Below are 17,933 nucleotides of genomic sequence, written 5' to 3' on the forward strand. Positions count from 1 at the left end.
CAGCGGAACCGGGCACGATGGTGCGGCCGGCGGCGACCCGAGCCGGCCAGCGGCCGCACCCCCGCCGGGCGGCCTGCCGCCCGGCGGACACGATCACGGCAGGGTGGACACGGGCAGGGCGAAGAGGGTGCGGCCGCAGGTCTGGCCGTGATCGGAGCACACCGCCGACGACCACTCGGTCACCGACCACACCAGCCCGGTCGCCCAGTCGTACGTCAGCGCCTCGGGATGCATCCCCCAACACGCCGGGCCGGCCGGGTCACCGCACTGGGACGGCACGCTGGCGCTGGTGGTCTGGTCGTACAGCCGGCCGTTGGTCACCGCCGAGGAGTGCGCGACGTACCAGTGCCCGTCGTGGCCGAGCACGCCCTGCATGTTGCCGACCCCGCTGCGGTACGCGTCGCTCGCGGCCACGGTGCCGCCCGAGCCGGCGGCGAGCAGGAAGTCGCTGCCCATCGGGTACCGGTAGAGGCGGCCGTGCTTGGTCTGGTCGCTGAAGTACTCGGTGGTGACGATCGAGTCGGGCGAGGTGGTGCGGTCCAGCGACATTGAGGAGAAGCACGGCACCGCGGTGTCGGAGTCCAGGTCACAGGTGCCGCCGGTGTAGCTGTAGTAGCCGATCTGCATCATCGCGTACTTGTAGCCGTAGGCGGCGTACCCGCCGGACACCTTTCCGATCGCCGCGGCGCTGCTCGACATCTGCAGGATGTGCGTGGTGGCGAAGACCCGGATCGCGGTCGAGGTGTTACCGACCGCGGTGACGTAGATCTTGTCGCCGTACCAGGCCATGCCGCCGACGTGTGCCTTCGCCGCGGTGAACGTCGACCCGGTGCTGTTGGGCGCCGCGAGGTAGACCTGCCGGAACGCCGCGGCCGACGGGGTGTTGTCGTTGACGAACATCAGCCGGGCGTCGTCGTAGCGGCTCTTGCCGTCCGAGCCGGTGCCCAGCGTCGACTCGCCGTGCCAGCCGGAGATGAGGATCTTGTCGGCTCCCCACATGCCGTCGTCGTCGGCGTCGCCGGAGGTGGTGATCGACTGCGGCGTCCAGGCGGTACTGCCGGCCCGGTCGGCGTCCCAGCACAGCTTCGTGGTGGCGGTCGGCGCGATCGGCAGCGCCGCCTGCTCCGCCGCGGTACAGCCGGTCATGGCGTGGTTGGCGTCGTGCACGACCGTGTTGGCCGAGACGTTGGGCAGCGCCGCGTCCAGCGCGGACAGCGCCGCGGCCGGGGTGGCGTGCCAGACCAGGTTCTGCTGGGTGGTGCTGGTCAGCGGGTCGGTGTAGGCCGCGGCGGCGGGCGTGGCCCAGGTCAGCAGGGCGGCCACCAGGGTTCCGGTGGCGGCGAGGAGGGTGGCGGTCCGGACAGTGCGCATGCGACCTCCGTTCCACGCCGGCGCGGGCCGGCGCTCACCGTGGAGCACCCGGCGCGCCGATGCCGCCGGGCGCCACGGAGCCGTACCGGCGTCGCAACGCCGACACGGCCACGCGAACGGAATTAATGTGCTCTCACGGGAACAACCCTGTCAAGAAACACCGAAAGGTGCGATCTTCACGAGGAAGGCTCGGCCACGTACGGCGCCGGCTCCGGGTTGGGGACGGCCCCGCCGTACCGCCGGTCCCGGTCGGCGTACTGCTCGCAGGCGTGCCACAGGTGCCGCCGGTCGAAGTCGGGCCACAGCGTGTCCAGGAACACCATCTCCGCGTACGCCGACTGCCAGAGCAGGAAGTTCGACGTGCGCTGCTCGCCGGACGAGCGGACGAACAGGTCCACGTCCGGGATGTCCGGCTGGTAGAGGTAGCGCGCCAGCAGCTTCTCGGTGATCCGGTCGGCGCGCAGCCGGCCCGCCGCCACGTCGCGCGCGATCGCCGCCGTCGCGTCCGCCACCTCGGCCCGGCCGCCGTAGTTGACGCAGAACTGCAGCGTCAACTTGTCGTTGTCGCGCGACATCTGCTCGGCCTGCTCCAGCTCGGTGATCACGCTGCGCCACAGCTTCGGGCGGCGCCCGGCCCAGCGGATGCGTACCCCCATCGCGTTCAGCTCGTCCCGGCGGCGGTGGATCACGTCCCGGTTGAACCCCATCAGCCAGCGCACCTCGTCCGGCGAGCGGCGCCAGTTCTCGGTCGAGAAGGCGTAGGCCGACAGGTACTTCACGCCGAGCTCCAGCGCGCCCTCGATCACGTCGAACAGGGCCGCCTCACCCGCCTCGTGGCCCTTGGTGCGGGGCAGCCCGCGCTGCTTGGCCCAGCGGCCGTTGCCGTCCATGATGATCGCCACGTGCCGCGGCACCTTGTCCGCCGGGATCCGCGGCGGCCGGGCACCGGACGGATGCGGCGTCGGCGGACGGTAGTCCCGACGCAACCGAGGGCTCATCTGTGGCTCCTTGCTGAGAGGTCCTGTCGCCCCGCCGCAGGGATCACGGCGCGCGTCCGAGGCTAGCTGTGCCGGCGCGCGCACCGCCTTGCCGCCCCGTGCGGCAACCGGAGACGACTGCCGGGCACCACCACACCACGATCAACCGGACGGGGAGCGGCGTCGGGTGACCGGGTCAGCCGCGGTCGACGAGGGGAAGCGAGCGGAGCCCGCGCTCCAGGTGCCACTGCAGCAGGGCGGCGACCAGGCCGCTGCCCTGGCTGCGGGCGGCGGGCTCGCTGGCGATCGCCGTCCGCCAGTCGCCGTCGGCCAGCGCCACCAGCAAGCGGAGCGTTTCCGGCCGTGGCGCCGCGGCACCCGGTGGACGGCAGGTCGGGCACACCAGACCGCCGGACGGCACGCTGACCGCCGGCCGCGAGTCGTCGAACGAGTCGGCCGGCCGGCCGCACACCGCGCACTCGGTCAGCGCCGGCGCCCAGCCGGTCAACGTCATCGCCCGCAGCAGGTACGAGTCGAGGATCAGCGGCGCCGGCCGGTCGTCCGGCTCGCCGAGGGCGCGCAACGCACCGAGGGTCAGCAGGTACAGCCGCAAGGACGGCTCCTGCTCCTCGGGGGTGAACCGTTCGGCCGCCTCGGCGATCGCGCTCGCCGCGGTGTAGCGCGGATAGTCGGCGCCGATCCGCTTGCCGTACAGCGAGATGCCCTCGACCTGGCTGACCACGTGCAGCGAGCGCCCCTCCGCCAGCTGCACGTCCACGTGCCCGAACGGCTCCAGCCGGGCGCCGAACCGGCTGGTGGTGCGCCGCACCCCCTTGCCGACCGCGCGCACCCGGCCATGCCGGCGGGTGAACAGGGTCACGATCCGGTCGGCCTCGCCGAGCTTCTGGCAGCGCAGCACCACCGCGTCGTCGCGGTACAGCTTCCTCGGAAAGGCCCGGCTCACACCGACCATTGTCGCGCACGGGGTTGTTGCGGGGCCCGCCGCAGCCGGCACACGGACCTCTCACACCCCCTGCCCCCGGCAGCGGGCCGGCGACACCGCGGCGGTTCGCGCGGGTACTGGCGGAGGCGGCGGGCAGTGCACAATGGCCGGGTGACCGAGCAGACCGGCCAGCGCGTGCCACCGGGCCAATCCGACATCCCGGTCATCCCCGGCTACTCGCAGCTGGAGCTGGTCAGCCGCGGCTCCACCGCGCAGGTCTACCGCGCGGTGCAGGACCGGCTGCACCGGCCGGTCGCGATCAAGCTGCTGCGGGTCGACGACGGGCTGACCACCGCCGAGCAGGTCGAGACCGAGCTCGCGACGACCGTGGCGCTGTCCGCGCAGCCGCACATCGTCAGCATCATCGACACCGGCAGCACCGGCATCGGCCGCCCGTACATCGTGATGGAGTACTGCGAGGGCGGCTCGTACGGGCACATCCTCGCCCGCGGTGGCCCGCTGCCGGTCAGCGAGGTCGTCGACGTCGGGGTGAAGGTCGGCGAGGCGCTGCAGGCCGCACACGAGGTCGGCATCATCCACCGCGACGTCAAGCCGCACAACGTGCTGCGCTCCAAGTACGGCCCGGCGCTGACCGACTTCGGCATCGCCCGCGCCGCGAACGACCTGTCCGGCACCATCACGCTGCACAAGCTCACCCCGCAGCACGCTTCGCCGGAGGCGCTGCGGCGCGAGCCGCAGGGGCCGGCCTCGGACATCTACAGCCTCGCGTCGACGATGTGGAACCTGCTCACCGGGTACCCGCCGTTCGCCGACCCGGGCGACAACTCGCCCGACCCCTTCGAGTACCGCGACCGGGCGCTGCGCGACCCGCTGCCGCCGATGCCCCGCCCCGACGTACCGCCGTGGCTGCACGACGAGCTGCTGCGGGCGATGGCGAAGACGCCGGCCGAGCGGCACGCCAGCGCCGGCGAGTTCGCCGCGGCCCTGCGGCGCGGCTGGCTGCGCAGCAGCGGCGAGCTGTCCACCCCCGGCAACGCCGGCCCGGCCCCGGACGGCACCGGCGGCTCGACACCTGGCGCCGCGGCCGGCTCCAGCGCCGCCGGCCTCGCCACCAGCGCCCCGCATCCAGCTGGCCCGGGCCAAGCCGGCCACGGCGGCCCGGGTGGCCACGGCGGCCCGGGTGGGCCCGGTACCGGCATGTCCGGTCCGGGTGGCGCGGCGGGCGGGGGCGCGCCGGCCCGGCACAGCGGGCCGGAGCTGGACAGCCCGTTCCCGCCCTCGCCGTTCGATCCGGCGGCGGGCGGTCAGCTGCCGCCGGTGGATCCGTTCGCCCCGCTGGAGGCCAACCCGTTCGGGGCCGCCGCCTCGGCCGGCCCGCGCACCGGCGGCCCGGCACCGGGCTGGCCGACTCCCGGCGCACCCGCGGACTGGTCGGCCACGCCCCCGGTGGATCCGCGCGGCGGCGCGCCGGCGCCGGTCTCGGTACCGCCGGGCTCCGTCGCCGCTCCCCCGGTACCGGTACCGCCCGGGCCGGTCGCCGCACCGCCCGCGCCGGGGCCGGCCGGGACGCGGCCGGACCAGCCGCGGCGCCGGATCGGCATCTGGCCGTTCATCGCCGCCGCGGTGGTGGGCATCCTGATCGGGGTCGGCGCGCTGGTCGCGCTTCGGTTGGGGGACAAGCAGAAGACGCCACCGCCGCAGGCGGCGTCACCGACCGCACCGACCAGCGCACCCGCCGCGGGGCAGGACGCGAGGCTCAAGCCGACCGGGGTGAAGCTCGCCGACCACGGCACCTGGGTGCAGCTGAGCTGGACCGACCGCACCAACGGCGCCGCGCTCTACCTGGTCACCGGCGGCGTCGCGGGCACCACCCCGACCAAGCTGGCGCAGCCGGCACACGCCACCACGGCCCGGATCGACGCGCTGCGCGCGGACGCCGACTACTGCTTCGTGGTGATCGGGATGACCGACGTCGACCATGTCAGCCCCGGCGACCGGGTCTGCACCCACCGCACCGGTTCGGCCAGCCCCCGCTGACACCCCGGCGGCTGCGGGCTCGGTCACAACGAGCGCGGAACGTGGCCAGCAACGACCGGCGTTATCGCCGGCGGTGAGTGATATGGGGCAGAAAAAAGCGCGCCCTTCCACGGACAAACGTAGCAGCGGGCAGCCGAAAACGGTATCGACCGGACGATCGACTGCACGGCTCGGGCGGCCTGCCTAGCTTTTCCCCCATGCCTACCAACACTTTCCCGAACGAGACCGGCACCGCCGCGGCGGGTACCTGGCGGCTCGGCGACCGGACCGTGCACCGGATGGGGTTCGGTTCGATGCGGCTGACCGCCGATCCGGACCCGGCCACCGCGATCCGGGTACTGCGCCGGGCCGTCGAGCTCGGCGTCGACCACATCGACACCGCCGCGTTCTACGTGTCTCCGGGCGGAACCCTGGGCGTGGGCACCGGACCGGCGCGCTACGCCACCGAGCTGATCCGCGCCGCGCTGGCGCCGTACCCGGCCGAGCTGGTGATCGCCACCAAGGTCGGCTTCGCCGCCGCCGACGGCGAGTTGTCGGAGGCGAACGGCCCGGAACAGCTGCGCGCGCAGGTCGACGAGAACCTGCGCCGCCTCGGCCGCGACCATCTCGACCTGGTGAACCTGCGGATCGTGAAGCGGGCCGGCCGCGACTCGGTCGCCGAGTCGTTCGGCACGCTCGCCGAGTTGCGGGCCGCCGGCAAGATCCGGCAGCTCGGCCTGTCCAACGTACGGGTCGACCACCTCGACGAGGCGCAGCGGATCGCCCCGGTCGTCTGCGTGCAGAACAGCTACTCGCTGGACCACAACCGCACCGACGACGAACTGGTCCGCGTCTGCGGCGAGCGCGGCATCGCCTACGTGCCGTTCTTCTCCCTCGCCGGCAGTCGCCGCGAGTCCGGCGCCAGCCACGACCACTCCGACGCGGTACACGCGGTGGCCCGCGCGCATCGGGCGACCCCGCAGCAGGTCCGGCTCGCCTGGGCGCTGCACCAGGGCCCGCACGTACTGGCCATCCCCGGTACCGGCAACGTCGACCACCTGGCCGCCAACGTCGCCGCCGGCGCGATCCGCCTCACCGCAAGCGAACTGGCCACGCTGGGCTGACTCGCCGCCTCACGCCAAGCCAGCTGGCCACGCGGGGCTGACTCGCCGCCGGCGCGATCCGCCGCACCGCAGCCGAAGCGGGCCACGCTGGACTGACCGGCCTGCGGCCCGCACCGGGTCCGGCACCGTCGGCGAACGCGACCCGCGCCACCGTCCGCGGAACGGGGAGCGGCTCGGGGGACGATGGTCGGATGCAGATCTCGGCAATGGTGGCGCAGTTCCCGATCGGGTGGGACGTCGAGGCGAACCTGGCGGCGATCACCGCCGCGCTGGCCCAGGCCCGCCCCGGTGACCTGGTCGTGCTGCCGGAGGCGGCGGTTTCCGGGTACGGGCCGGACCTCGCCGAGCGGCTCGGTGCGCTCGACCCGGCACGCATCGATTGGGCCGTCGAACGGGTCGGCGAGCTGGCCCGGCGGTACCGGGTCGACGTGTGCTGCGGGTCGCTGCTGTACGAGCGCGGCGGCTGGTGGAACGCGGCGGTGTTCCTCGGCGCCGGCGGCGAACGCTGGGTCTACCGGAAGATCAACCTGGCCCGGATCGAGCAGGGCGTGCTGCGCGCCGGGGCCACCCTGCCGCTGCTGACCGTACGGCGGGGCGAGGCCGACGTGGCGATCGGCGTGCAGCTGTGTCGGGAGATCCGCTATCCCGAGCAGTGGCAGCAGCTGGCCCGGTCCGGCGCGCAGGTCTTCGTCTACCCGACCAACGCGGCCCACCGCGACGCGCCGGCCGGGGTGTGGCGCAGCCACCTGATCAGCCGCGCCGCGGAGAACCAGCGGTACCTGCTCGCCGCGAACCTCGCCGATCCCGACCAGCACTGCCCGACCATGGCGATCTCCCCGCACGGCGAGGTACTCGGCGAACTGGCGCCCGGCGAGACCGGCGTCCTGCCCGTCACGCTGGATCTGGCGCAGGTCAGCGACGGGAACCTCGACCAGCAGCGCCGCGACGTCGTCGACCTGCGCTACACCGGCTGACCCGACGCCGCGAGGTGGTCAGACGATGAGCATCTGGGCAAGCGCACCACGCACCTCGCGAAGCTGCTCGGCCGACAGCACGATGTCGGTGGCCGGCCGGCGGAACCGTTCGATCGACACGGTCCTGATCTGCTCCTCGTCACTCGCTCGCAGCATCCAGCCAGGATGCTTGGTCGGATACGTCCTGCGTCAACGGATCCGGATACCTCGGCGGGAGCTGCTGCGACAGCATGGTCCCAGTCGGGGAGCCCGGGTGTCAGCGCCAGAACAGGGGGCGCGGGTCGAGGCGCCAGCGCAGCCGGGACAGCAGGCCGTGCCGGGACCGCAGGCCGCGGTGGTAGTCGCGGGCCAGCTCCGCGGCGCGATCCGCGTCGGCCGGCGCGAACGTCACCTCGGGCGCGAACCCGACCGCGTTGACCACCTCGGCCAGCGGCCGCAGGTCCGGCAGCGGCGGCGTACCGGGCCGGTCGGGGACCCCGGTCGCGGCCAGCCGGGCGACCTCGGCGGCGCTGGCCGCGGCCGGCGGCCGGTGCCCGGCCAACCGCAGCGCCTCCCGGATCTCGGTCCAGGCGCCGAGCACCCGCTGCGCGGGGGTCCCGGTACGCAGCCGCCGGCCGCTGCGGCGCGACCGCAGCACCGGTACCGCGGCGACCAGCAGCGCCAGCAGCAGCGCCGCCGCGATCCCGCCGTACGCGCCGGGTGGCAGCGCCGGCCCGCCCGCCGCGGCGGCCGCCTTCGACGACCCGGACGGCCCCGGCGCCGGTTGGCTCGGTGCGGCGCTCGGCGCCCCCTGGTCGAGCTGCTGGCTCTTCTTGCTCTGCTCGCTCTTGGCCTGCGGGGTGTCCTCGTCCGGCGGGGTCGCACCCTTCTTCGCCACCGGCGTCGGGTCGAAGGCCACCCAGCCGTGCCCGGCGAGGTACACCTCCGGCCAGGCGAACGCGTCACCGGAGGTGACCTGGTACCGGTGCGCGCCGATCCGCTTGCCGGCGTGGAAGCCGACCACCACCCGGGTCGGCAGGCCGACAACCCGGCCCATGACCGCGAACGCCGAGGCGAACTGCTCGGAGGTGCCCCGCCCGCCGCCGGCCGACTTCTTCGTCAGCAGGAAGTGCTTGAGCGTCACGTACCCGTTGCCGCTGGGCGCCTTCGACCAGTACTCGTACCTGGTGCGCAGCAGCTGCTCCAGCAGCAGCGCCTTCCGGTACGGGCCGGCGTTGCCGGCGGTGCGCTGCGCCAGCGTCACCAGGTCCGCCGGCGCCCCCGGCGGCACCGTCAGGTACCGCTGCGCGATGCCCGGCGGCACGCTGGCCGCGGCGAGCATGTCCGGGTCCTGCCGCGGCACCGCCGACACGGTCTGGTACGTCAGGCCCGGCTTCAGACCGTCCGGGGCGAGCACCGCGCCGGCGGCGGCGTCGTAGCCGACCCGGACGCCGTGCACCTCGCGCGGCGCGGCCACCACCGGCAGCCAGCTGCCGCCCAGCGCGTCGACCGTGACCTGCTGCCGTACGGTCGTGGTCGCGTCGTCGAGGCCGGTCGGCGGCGGCAGCACCGCACCGGCCGACCGGTAGGTGCGGTCCGGCTGCCAGTTGATGCCGTCGAAGCCGGACAGCGTCGCCCACTGGATCCGGGCCGGCTTGTTCGTGGTCACCTGCAGCAGGTTCTGGTGCGGATCCAGCGCCCACGCGCCGAGCATCCCCAGCGGGTTGAGCTGGTCGAGCTGCTGCTTCGGCGGCACCACGTAGCTGCGCGGATCGACCGGCTGCCGGTGGATCGCCGAGGCCACCACCGGTCCGCCGAACAGTGCCGCCGCGGCCAGCACCGCCATCACCACGATCGCCGAGGCGAGCCGGCGGGCGACGGCGAGCCGGCTGCCGCCCGCCGCGGGCAACCCGGCCGCCGCCGGATCCGGCTCGGCCCGTACCTGCCAGGGGCGGGCCGCCGCGGCCAGCAGCACCGCCAGCGCCACCGCGAAGCCGGCGACCGCCGGGTACGACACCGCACCGTTCGGGCCGACCAGGACCAGCGCACCCACCAGCAGCACCGTCGGCGGGATCGCGGCCAGCCCGGGGCGGCGCCGCGCGCCGGGGGCCGCCCGCAGCGGGCCCAGCAGTACCGTCGCGACGGCCGCGGCGAGCCAGCACGCGGCGATCGGCAGCAGCACCGTGTCCGGCTCGGGCGGTACCGGGATCGCCGAGGTCAGGATGCGGGCGCCGGAGTTGCGGACCGCGTCGAACAACGCGTCGCCGACCCCCTTGGTCGGGTCGCGCAGCGCCGCCGTCGCACCGACCAGGCAGGCCGCCAACCCGGCCAGCCCGGCCAGCAGTGCGAGCAGCGCCGGTGCCCGTACCAGCCGCAGCAGCACGGTCAGCGCCACCGCGCCGAGGGTCGCGCCGGCCAGCAGCACCGGCAGCTGGGTGCCGGCGAAGATCCGCGCCGCGAGCAGCCCCGCCACCATCGTCGCCGCGACGATCGCGACCAGCGCCACGACGATCGGCGTCGCCCGCAGCCGCTCGCCGGTCCGGCGCGTCGTGGCCGGCGCGGCCGGGTGCGGCCGTTCCAGCGGCGGGCTCACCATGCCGACACCGCATCCCAGCGGGCGCCGAACTCCTCGGCGTCGTTCGCGGCGAGGGTGATCACGCCGGGCAGCGCCCGCGCCGACAGCCGGTCGACCGCGCCGTGGCCGAGCACCGCCACCACCACGGTCGGGTACACGTCGCGCAGCAGCCCGATCGAGTCCAGCGACGCCGCGCCGCCGGCTCCGGTGACGAGCACCAGGGTGTCGCCGCGGTGCCGCTGCCGCAGCTTCTGCACGGCGGTGGGCAGCGCGCCGTCGCCGGGCGCCACCTCGGCCAGCAGATCCAGGTACGGCCGGGCCCGGCCGGCGCCGCCCCCGGCCTCGGCGCCGGTCAGGCTGCGCCCGCCGACCAGGTGCAGCTCCACGGTCAGGTCCGCGGTCAGCGCCGCCAGCAGCACCGACGCCGCCGCCGACACCGCCTCCTCCAGCGACTGCTCGGTGTGCGCGGACTCCCGGTCGTCGAGCAGGATCACGATCCGCGGCAGGCTGGTGTCCACGTGCTCGCGCACCATCAGCTCACCCACCCGCGCCGAGGTCCGCCAGTGCACGTGCCGCAGGTCGTCTCCCGGCACGTACTCGCGCAGCGCGTGGAACGTGATCGAGCCGTACTGGACCGCGTCGACCACGCCGTCCAGGCTGCGGGCCGCGCCCACCGGGACCCGGGACAGCCGGTACGAGCGCGGATGTACCCACACCCTCGTGCTGTCGCCGAACGTCTTCGCCGCGCGTACCAGCCCGAGCGGGTCCTGCCGGGCCACCTCCAGCGGGCCGACGTCGAGCACGCCGCGCCGGTCGGTCGGCAGCAGGTAGCCGGTGCGGGCCACCCGCCCGGCCGGCAACCGTACCGGCGGGACCGCCACCTCGCTGTGCTCGCGGCGCTGCGACACCAGCCGCTCGGCGCCGGTCAGCCCCTGCACCCGGAAGCGGGCGGTCGAGGTCATCGCCACCGTCGCCCGGCACGGTTCGCCGGCGACCACCCGGTCGGGTTCGATCTCGCGCTCGACGGTCAGCCGCGGCGGCCAGCCGGCCCACACCAGCGCGATCGCGAGCGCCAGCACCGCGACCACACCGAGGGCCGCAAGCTCCCGGTAGCCGGCCAGGAAGCCGCCCACCGCGAGTACCAGCCCGATCGCGCCGACCGCGATCCCTCGCCGGGTGGGCATGCTCAGCGGCGCCCGAAGGACTGGCCGCCGTCGGACTGCCCGTACCCGGGCTGCTCGGTCGGGCCACCGTCGAACCGCCCGTACCCGGGCTGCTCCGGCCGGCCGCCCTCGGTGGCGTAGCCGGACGCACCGTACTGCCCGGTCACGCCGGCCTGCCCGGCCGCGCCCGGCGCCGGCTGGCCGTAGGTGCCGCCGGCCGCCCCGGACACCGGCTGCCCGTACGTCCCGCCGGACGTCGACTGGCCGTACGTGCCACCCCCGCCGGCCGCCCGGCCGTACGTGCCCGCTCCCGAGACCGGCTGACCGTAGGCGCCGGTGGCCCCCGAGGTCGGTGCCGCGGCCGGCTGAGCTGCCGACCCGGCGCCACCGACCGGCTGGGCCGGACCCCCGGGCTGGGCCGGACTCCCGCCACCGGCGGGCTGGGCCAGACTCCCGCCGGCTGGCTGGGCCAGGCTGCCGCCGCCGGCTGGCTGTGGCACCGGCACCTCGGCCAGCGCGCGCGCCACCACGTCGTCGGCCGACCCGCCGCGCAGCTGCGCGTCCGGGGTCAGCACCAGCCGGTGCGCGATCACCGGCGACGCGAGCGCCTTGAAGTCCTCCGGCAGCACGTAGCCGCGGCCCGACGCCAGTGCGTACGCCTGGGCGGCGCGGGTCAGCGCGATCGCGCCGCGCGGCGACAGCCCGAGCCGGACGTCGGCGTGGTTGCGGGTCGCGGCGGCCAGCTGCACGGCGTACGCGTACAGCGCCTCGTGCAGGTAGACCCGGTGGGTCAGCGCCGACGCCGCCGCCACCGTGTCGGTGTCGGTGACCGGCGACAGGTCGTCCGGCGAGCGCCGCGCCGCGCCGCCGCGCAGCACCTCGATCTCGCTCGCCTCGTCCGGGTAGCCCACCGACAGCTTCATCAGGAACCGGTCCAGCTGCGCCTCCGGCAGCCGGTACGTGCCGTCCATCTCGACCGGGTTCTGCGTCGCCACCACCTGGAACGGGTTCGGCACCGGATGCCGCAGCCCGTCGACGGTGACGTGCCGCTCCTCCATGACCTCCAGCAGCGCCGACTGCGTCTTCGGCGACGCCCGGTTGATCTCGTCGCCGATCACGATGTTCGCGAACACCGGGCCCGGGTGGAACTCGAACTCCTTGGACGCCTGGTTGAAGATCGTCACGCCGGTCACGTCGGACGGCAGCAGGTCGGGGGTGAACTGCAGCCGCCGCACCTCACCCGACAGGCTCGCCGCCACCGCCCGGGCCAGCGTCGTCTTGCCCGTCCCCGGTACGTCCTCGATCAGCACGTGGCCGCCCGCGAACAGCGCCGTCAACGCCAGCCGTACCACCTCGGGCTTGCCCAGCACGACCTGCTCGACGTTGCGCTGCAGCGCGGTGAACACCGACACGAAGCCGGCCACCTCACGCTGCTGCGGCGGCCCGTCCTGCCGCGGGTAACTCACTCACGTACTCCCGGTCTTGTCGATCAACAGGTCGGCAACGAGTCGCGGGTGCCGGTACTCATGTCCGAATAGGCCCACGGCACGTAGCCGCTACCCGGAATCTTGAGCCAGACATCGCTCCGGCGATCACCGTTCTGGTTGTAGGCGTAGATGCTCTGGCCGGTCGCCTTGCACTCGACGTTGACCGATGAACCCTGCTTCCACCTGCCCACACTCGTCCCGTTCTGGTTCGGAGCCGGGTAGATGCCGACGGTGCAGTCCGGCTGCGCGTTCTGGCACGCGTTCTTGGTACTGACCACCGTGGTGGTGCCCGAGGCCGGGCCGGTGGCGGACTGCTGATAGGCGTCGGTGACCGTCGCGGTGAAGTTGTAACTCGACGACGGGTGCAGCCCAGAGAACGTGTGCGAACTGGTGCCAGTCGCGCATGACTGGCTGCTGCCGCCGTTGAGCGCGACGGTGCACTTGGTCGCGGACTGGCTCGCGACCACCCGCACCGTGATCGAGGTGGTGGTTTTGCCGGTCACCGAGACCGACACGGTGGGTGGCGCCGGTTTGCCGGTGGTCGCCGTCACGCTCGTCTTCTCGCTGGTTCCGGCGGCGTTCTCCGCCCACACCGTGACGGTGTGCTTCGTCGCGGGCTGCAGGTTGCCGAACTTGTGTGACGTTGCCGATACCTTCTCGGCCGTGCCGCCGTCGAGCTGGACGTAGTACTGCGTGATCTTGCTGCCGTTGTCCGCGGCGGGCGGCCAGCTGACCGTCACGCTGCTCTGGTCGGTACCGCTGACCGAGACCTGCGGAGCGCCCGGCGCCGTGAACGGGGTGACCGCGTTGCTGGGCTTGCTCGGGTCGCTGGCGCGGCCGTTGGCGCCGCGCGAGGTGACCGTGAACGTGTACGACTGCCCGCCGGTCAACGAGTCGAACGCGGCCGAGGTGGTGTTCACGATCTGGCTGCCGGCGCCACCCGAGGGCTGCACGACGTAGTCGCGGGCCTGGTCGGCCTTGTCCCAGCTGACCGTGACCTGACCCTTGTCGGTCACCGTCGCCTTGACGTTCTGCGGCACGTCCGGTGTCTTGCCGCCCGGAGTCACCCGGTCTGACAGCGCCTCCGGCGAGGTGCCGAACTTGTTCGTCGCGGTCACCGCGAACGAGTAGGACTGGCCGTTGTGCAGCCCGGTGATCGAGGCCGTCCGGGTGCTGGCACCGAACGTGCGGTGGCCGCCGTCCCAGCTCACCTCGTACTGCTGGATCGGGGCGCCGTTGACCGCCGGCTGCGGCCACGACAGCGACACCTGGTGGTCGCCGGCCAGCGCGGTCACCGGGATCGGCGGGCTCGGCGGCCCGGTGTGCTGCTGCCCCGGGCCGTGCGCACCGTCACCGCCGCGGCCGTGCCCGCCGTTGCCGCCGTGCTTGCCGTGGTCGCCGGGCGCCGGCGCGGCGATCACCGACAGGTCACCGTCGCCGCCGGGCACGTCGGTGCGGTACTTGTCGACCACCCGGGTCACGCCGTCCGGGTCGACGACCCGCGCCACCGAGGCGTCCGGCGCGTTGATGGTCAGATGCCCCTCCCGTACCTGCAGCTCCAGCGGCCCCTGCGCGCCGGCGAGGCCGAGCGTGCCCAGGTTCTTGCCGGACTTGTCGAACACCAGCACCTGGTGGTGCTTGGCGTCCGGCACGTAGATGCGGCCGGAGAACGGGGTCGCCGGGTCGGGGGTGACCCCGTCCGGCAGGTCGAACGCGGTCGGCCGGGTCGGCTTGCTCAGCCCGACCGGCAGCACCTGCCCCGACTTCGGCAGCGTCACCACGGCCAGGTTCCCGACCGTGCGGGCCGGCACCGTCGCGCCGGTCAGCGGCTGCGGCGCGGTCAGCGTGGTCACCTTGTCGGTCACCACCGCGATGTCCCGGCCGGACGTGTCCGCCGCGAGCACCCCGTGGTCGAGCACCGACACCGCCATCGGGTGGCCGGGCGGGGTGGCCGACTCGGTCCGCGCCACCGCCGCCTTCTTGGCCGACAGCGACACCGACGCCACCGTGCCCTGGGACGGCACCCCCACCCACAGCTTGCCGGAGGCGTCGAAGTCGCCGCCGGCCAGCGGCGCCGGCAGGTGCAGCGTCGCCGCGGTGGTGCGCAACGTCGCCGGGTCGAAGCCGCGGATCTCGCCGGTGCGCTGGTCGATCAGCGCCGCCCGGTCACCGGACAGCGCGACCCGCACCCCGGAGCCCTTGGTGACCTGCAGCGACCCGGTGAAGCCCATCCGGGTCAGGTCGACCGAGGTCACCTTGCCGGAGTCCAGGTCGTGCAGCAGCAGGTACTTGTCGTTCTGGGTGATCTCGACGCGGTGGCCGCGGGAGTCGGTCAGCGGCTGGTTCTGGTCGACCCGACCGGAGTTCGCGTTGACCCGGCTGACCTGGCCGGGCTTGCTGCTCCACAGCCACACATTGCCGTCCGCCACGTCCAGCGAGCGGCTGGTCGCGCCGACCCCGAGCACGGTGCCGACCAGGCCCACCGACATCGCCAGCACCAGACCGACCGAGATGAACCCGCCACTTCGCCTGGACGGCAGGCGGCCCGCCGGCGGCTGGGTTGCTCCGCGACGTCGCATGCGTACGCTCCTCGTTGCCTCGACGGGGCGCCCCGGACCGACCGATCGACGATCACCGATACCGTCCGGGGGCGGGCGGGTCTGGCGACATACGCGCTCGATGATACGAGTAACCGCACCACCGCCCCAGACCGCAAGCAATGGTCACCAAACGTGCTACTGCAGACTACCGACAGTCGTCAGAATCCGAGCTTGCGCAGCTGCTTCGGGTCGCGCTGCCACTCCTTCGCCACCCGGATGTGCAGGTCCAGGAACACCTTCGTACCCAGCAACTGCTCGATCTGGGTCCGCGCCGCGGCACCGACCCGCCGCAACCGCTCCCCACCGCGGCCGATCACGATCGCCTTCTGACTCGGCCGCTCGATGTACAGGTCGGCGTAGATGCGGGTCAGCGGCTCGCCGCCGCGGGTGGTCTCCTCGGTCATCTCCTCGACCAGCACCGCGATCGAGTGCGGCAACTCGTCCCGCACCCCTTCCAGCGCCGCCTCCCGGACGAACTCGGCGATGCGGACCCGGGTCGGCTCGTCGGTCGCCACGTCGTCCGGGTAGAGCATCGGCGAGGGCGGCAGCTGGCCGATCATCAGCTCCGCCACCAGCTCCACCTGCTCACCCGACACTGCCGAGACCGGTACCACCTCGGCGAAGTCGGCCAGCGCCGAGACCGCCAGCAACTGCTGCGCCACCGTCTGGCGATCGGCCAGGTCGGTCTTCGTGACGATCGCGAGCTTCGTCCCACGCACCCCCTGCAGGGCCCGCACGATGAACCGGTCACCCGGGCCGATCGGTTCGTTCGCCGGCACGCACAGGCCGATCACGTCCACGTCCGACCAGGTCTCGGCCACCAGGTCGTTCAACCGCTCGCCCAGCAGCGTCCGCGGCCGGTGCAGCCCCGGCGTGTCCACCAGTACCAGCTGGGCGCCCGGGCGGTTCACGATGCCGCGGATCGCCCGCCGGGTCGTCTGCGGTTTCTCGCTGGTGATCGCGACCTTCTCCCCCACCAGGGCGTTGGTCAGCGTCGACTTGCCCGCATTCGGCCGGCCCACCAGGCAGCCGAACCCGGCCCGGAACTCCGGCTCAGCCACGGTAGGCGCCGAGCACCGTGCCGTCGACGCCCGCGAGCAGCACCGGCGCCGCGTCCGCCAGATCCCGCACCGCGGCCAGGCCCGGCTCGTCCACCGCATCCGCCGCGGTGACCACCGCCGCCGCCTCCAGCCCCGCCGCACCCGCCGACACCGCCTGCGCCACCGCCGCCTGCAACGCCGACAGCGCCAGCGACGGCAACGTCACGCTGGCCGCCGCGTACGTCCGGCCGTCGGTGTCGCGCACCGCCGCGCCCTCGGCCGAACCCACCCGGCCACGCGCCGCCCGGCTCAACGTGACCAGCTTCGCGTCCTCGGCATCCAGCTCGGCCGCCGCCGGCCGCAACGTCTCAGGCATCTGCTGTCTGTTCCTCACGGTTGTCATCGGTCGCCGGCGGCTGCACCCGGCGCACCAGCACGGTATCGATGTGGTTGCGGCGTCCCTTCGTCCCCTCCGCGGTCAACCGCAACCCGGCCACCGTCGCGGACGCACCCGCGAGCGGCACCCGGCCCAACTCCTGCGCGAGCAGCCCGGACACGGTCTCCACGTCGTCGCCGACCAGATCCAGCCCGAACAGCTCACCCAGATCCTCCACCGGCAGCCGCGCGCTGACCCGCACCGACCCGTCCGGCAGGTGCTCCACCGGCGGCCGCTCCACGTCGTACTCGTCGGTGATCTCGCCGACGATCTCCTCCAGGATGTCCTCGATGGTCACCAGCCCGGCCGTCCCGCCGTACTCGTCGACCACGATCGCCATGTGGATCCGCTGCACCTGCATCTGGCTGAGCAGATCGTCCACCGGCTTGGACTCCGGGATGAACTCCGCCGGGCGCATCACCTCGGCCACCGGCACCTGCCCCGACTGCCCCTGCGTGCGCCGCACCAGATCCTTCAGGTACGCCACCCCGAGCACGTCGTCGACACTCTCGCCGATCACCGGTATCCGGGAGAACCCCGACCGCAGCGCCAGCGCCAGCGCCTGCCGCGCCGTCTTGCCCGCCTCGATCCACACCATCTCGGTACGCGGCACCATCACCTCGCGCGCGATCCGGTCACCGAAGGTGAACACCGAGTGCAGCAGCTCGCGCTCGTCGTGCTCCACCACCCCGCGCTGCTCGGCCAGATCCACCAGCTCGCGCAGCTCCACCTGGGTGGTGAACGGCCCCTCCCGGAACCCCTTGCCCGGCGTCATCGCGTTACCGACCAGGATCAGCAGCGTCGCGAGCGGCCCCAGCGCCCGGCCCAGCCACCGCACGATCGGCGCCGCCACCAGCCCCACCCGGTACGGGTTCTGCCGGCCCAGCGTGCGCGGGCCCACCCCGACCAGCACGAAACTGACCACCGTCATCGACCCCGCGGTCACCAGCGCCGCAAGCCAGCCCGTCCCCCAGGCATCCACGGTCACGAACGCCACCACCGTGGTCGCCGCGAGCTCGCACACCAGCCGCAGCAACAGCAGCAGGTTCAGGTGCCGGGGCAGGTCGCCCAGGATCGAGACCAGGGTACGGGCGCCCCGGCCGCCTTCCCGGACCAGCTCACCGGCCCGCGCCTTCGACGCCGAGGACAGCGCCGCCTCGGTCATTGCGATCAGGCCGGCCAGCACCACCAGCGCCGCGGCCACCAACAGGACCATCGGACTCACCC

Annotated in this window: 13 protein-coding genes and 1 pseudogene; 3 read left to right on the forward strand and 11 right to left on the reverse strand. The window is 73.8% G+C overall.

Annotated features, from left to right (window positions below):
* Window positions 1-93: 93 nt before the first annotated feature.
* The 3 genes from Asera_RS30085 to recO form a co-directional block, all read right to left on the reverse strand.
* Window positions 94-1,371: a hypothetical protein gene (locus Asera_RS30085; protein ID WP_211255811.1), complete on the reverse strand. Its 1,278-nt coding sequence runs from the start codon at window positions 1,369-1,371 to the stop codon at window positions 94-96.
* 176 nt (window positions 1,372-1,547) lie between these two features.
* Window positions 1,548-2,369 carry an isoprenyl transferase gene (locus Asera_RS30090; RefSeq protein ID WP_030449712.1) on the reverse strand — a complete coding sequence of 274 codons (822 nt, stop codon included), beginning with the start codon at window positions 2,367-2,369 and terminating at the stop codon, window positions 1,548-1,550.
* A gap of 175 nt (window positions 2,370-2,544) precedes the next feature.
* The gene (gene recO / locus Asera_RS30095; RefSeq protein WP_244844080.1) at window positions 2,545-3,312 is read right to left on the reverse strand and encodes a DNA repair protein RecO; all 768 of its coding nucleotides are present in this window, start codon (window positions 3,310-3,312) and stop codon (window positions 2,545-2,547) included.
* Window positions 3,313-3,462: 150 nt separating this feature from the next.
* Between recO and Asera_RS30100 the strand changes: the two genes are divergently transcribed.
* From Asera_RS30100 to Asera_RS30110, 3 genes are all read left to right on the forward strand, one after another.
* Window positions 3,463-5,349 (forward strand): serine/threonine-protein kinase, encoded by a 1,887-nt coding sequence (locus tag Asera_RS30100; protein WP_030449714.1) that lies wholly within the window; start codon window positions 3,463-3,465, stop codon window positions 5,347-5,349.
* Between the two features lie 197 nt (window positions 5,350-5,546).
* The gene (locus Asera_RS30105; RefSeq protein ID WP_030449715.1) at window positions 5,547-6,452 is read left to right on the forward strand and encodes an aldo/keto reductase; all 906 of its coding nucleotides are present in this window, start codon (window positions 5,547-5,549) and stop codon (window positions 6,450-6,452) included.
* A gap of 191 nt (window positions 6,453-6,643) precedes the next feature.
* Complete coding sequence (locus tag Asera_RS30110) at window positions 6,644-7,426, forward strand: carbon-nitrogen hydrolase family protein (protein WP_030449716.1); 783 nt, start codon at window positions 6,644-6,646, stop codon at window positions 7,424-7,426.
* Between the two features lie 18 nt (window positions 7,427-7,444).
* Here the strand turns inward: Asera_RS30110 and Asera_RS30115 are convergent, their stop codons facing one another.
* From Asera_RS30115 to Asera_RS30150, 8 genes and pseudogenes are all read right to left on the reverse strand, one after another.
* Window positions 7,445-7,582, reverse strand: a complete 138-nt coding sequence (locus Asera_RS30115) for a hypothetical protein (protein ID WP_157035199.1) — start codon at window positions 7,580-7,582, stop codon at window positions 7,445-7,447.
* 100 nt (window positions 7,583-7,682) lie between these two features.
* Window positions 7,683-10,001 carry a transglutaminase TgpA family protein gene (locus tag Asera_RS30120; protein ID WP_051803061.1) on the reverse strand — a complete coding sequence of 773 codons (2,319 nt, stop codon included), beginning with the start codon at window positions 9,999-10,001 and terminating at the stop codon, window positions 7,683-7,685.
* Window positions 9,995-11,164 carry a DUF58 domain-containing protein gene (locus Asera_RS30125; protein ID WP_030449718.1) on the reverse strand — a complete coding sequence of 390 codons (1,170 nt, stop codon included), beginning with the start codon at window positions 11,162-11,164 and terminating at the stop codon, window positions 9,995-9,997. Before Asera_RS30125 ends, Asera_RS30120 begins: the two co-directional genes overlap by 7 nt.
* Window positions 11,165-11,625: 461 nt before the next feature.
* A pseudogene (locus Asera_RS30130) lies at window positions 11,626-12,609 on the reverse strand (AAA family ATPase); the annotation flags it as partial.
* 23 nt (window positions 12,610-12,632) lie between these two features.
* Complete coding sequence (locus Asera_RS30135) at window positions 12,633-15,209, reverse strand: fibronectin type III domain-containing protein (protein WP_084132864.1); 2,577 nt, start codon at window positions 15,207-15,209, stop codon at window positions 12,633-12,635.
* 179 nt (window positions 15,210-15,388) lie between these two features.
* Entirely contained in the window at window positions 15,389-16,291 is a 903-nt protein-coding gene (gene era, locus Asera_RS30140) for a GTPase Era (RefSeq protein ID WP_030449721.1), read from the reverse strand.
* On the reverse strand, window positions 16,284-16,646 hold the full coding sequence (locus tag Asera_RS30145) for a hypothetical protein (protein WP_030449722.1): 363 nt from the start codon (window positions 16,644-16,646) through the stop codon (window positions 16,284-16,286). Before Asera_RS30145 ends, era begins: the two co-directional genes overlap by 8 nt.
* Window positions 16,639-17,922, reverse strand: coding sequence for a hemolysin family protein (locus tag Asera_RS30150; protein WP_051803063.1), 1,284 nt, complete (start codon window positions 17,920-17,922; stop codon window positions 16,639-16,641). The genes Asera_RS30145 and Asera_RS30150 overlap by 8 nt, the downstream gene beginning before the upstream one ends.
* Window positions 17,923-17,933 lie beyond the last annotated feature (11 nt).

The organism is Actinocatenispora sera, from assembly GCF_018324685.1.
In the GTDB taxonomy this organism is placed as follows: Bacteria; Actinomycetota; Actinomycetes; order Mycobacteriales; family Micromonosporaceae; genus Actinocatenispora; species Actinocatenispora sera.